Source organism: Kitasatospora sp. NPDC002543, from assembly GCF_053594915.1.
This window is the reverse complement of the sequence record NZ_JBSFWR010000270.1, coordinates 1-1,070: the sequence shown is the minus strand read 5'-3', so window position 1 is coordinate 1,070 and position 1,070 is coordinate 1. Positions and strand designations below refer to the sequence as shown.

Annotated in this window: 1 protein-coding gene; it reads right to left on the bottom strand. The window is 72.7% G+C overall.

Features of this window, described 5'->3' with window-relative positions:
- A partial coding sequence (locus tag ACWD4P_RS38515; RefSeq protein WP_449782854.1) for an acyltransferase domain-containing protein occupies positions 1–1,070 on the bottom strand: 1,070 nt, incomplete at both ends.

Sequence of the window (1,070 nt, the reverse complement as noted above, 5' to 3'; positions counted from 1 at the left end):
ATGGAGTGCCCGGCGAGGTACTGCGGGCGCACGCCCCAGGAGTCGAGGAGGGCGAAGAGCGCGACCTCGACGGCGAACAGGGCGGTCTGGGTGTAGGCGGTCTGGTTGAGGAGGTCGCTGTCCTCGCCCCAGATCACCTCGCGCAGGGGTCGGTCGAGCCACCGGTCGAGTTCGGTGCAGACTTCGTCGAAGCGGGCCGCGAACACGGGGTGGGCGTTGTACAACTCCTGTCCCATGCCGAGGCGTTGGGCGCCCTGGCCGGTGAACAGGAAGCCGGTGGTCCCGCCGGGGCGGGCCGGTCCGGTGAGCGGTTCGGTGCCGTCGGCGATGCGGTCGAGCGCGGTGAGCAGTTCCTCGCGTCCGGCAGCTGCGACGACCGCCCGGTGCTCGAAGCTGGTACGGGTGCCGACCAGCGAGTGGGCGACGTCCAGCAGCCGCAGGTCGCCGTGAGCCGTCAGGTGCTCACGCAGCCCCGCCGCCCGGTCGCGCAGGGCGTCCGCGCTGCGCGCGGTGAGGACGAACGGCAGGGCGGTGCCGTCCGGTTCCTGCACGTCGACCATCGCGGCCTCGGGCGCCGGAACTCCCTCGATGATGATGTGGGCGTTGGTGCCGCTGAGGCCGAAGGAGGAGACGCCGGCCCGGCGGGGTCGGTCGCCGAGGGGCCATGCGCGGGACTCGGTGAGCAGTTCGACGGCGCCGGCTTCCCAGTCGACCTGGGAGGAGCGCTGCTCGGCGTGGAGCGTGGGCGGCATGACGCCGTGGCGCATGGCCTCGACGACCTTGATGACGCCCGCGACACCGGCGGCGGCCTGGGCGTGGCCCATGTTGGACTTGATGGAGCCGAGCCACAGCGGCGCGCCGTCCTCGCGTCCCTGCCCATAGGTGGCGATGAGGGCCTGGGCTTCGATGGGGTCGCCGAGGCGGGTGCCGGTGCCGTGGGCTTCGACGAGGTCGATGTCGGCGGTGGTGAGGCCTGCGGTGGTGAGGGCCTTGCGGATGACGCGTTGCTGGGAGGGGCCGTTGGGGGCGGTGAGGCCGTTGGAGGCGCCGTCCTGGTTGACGGCGGTGCC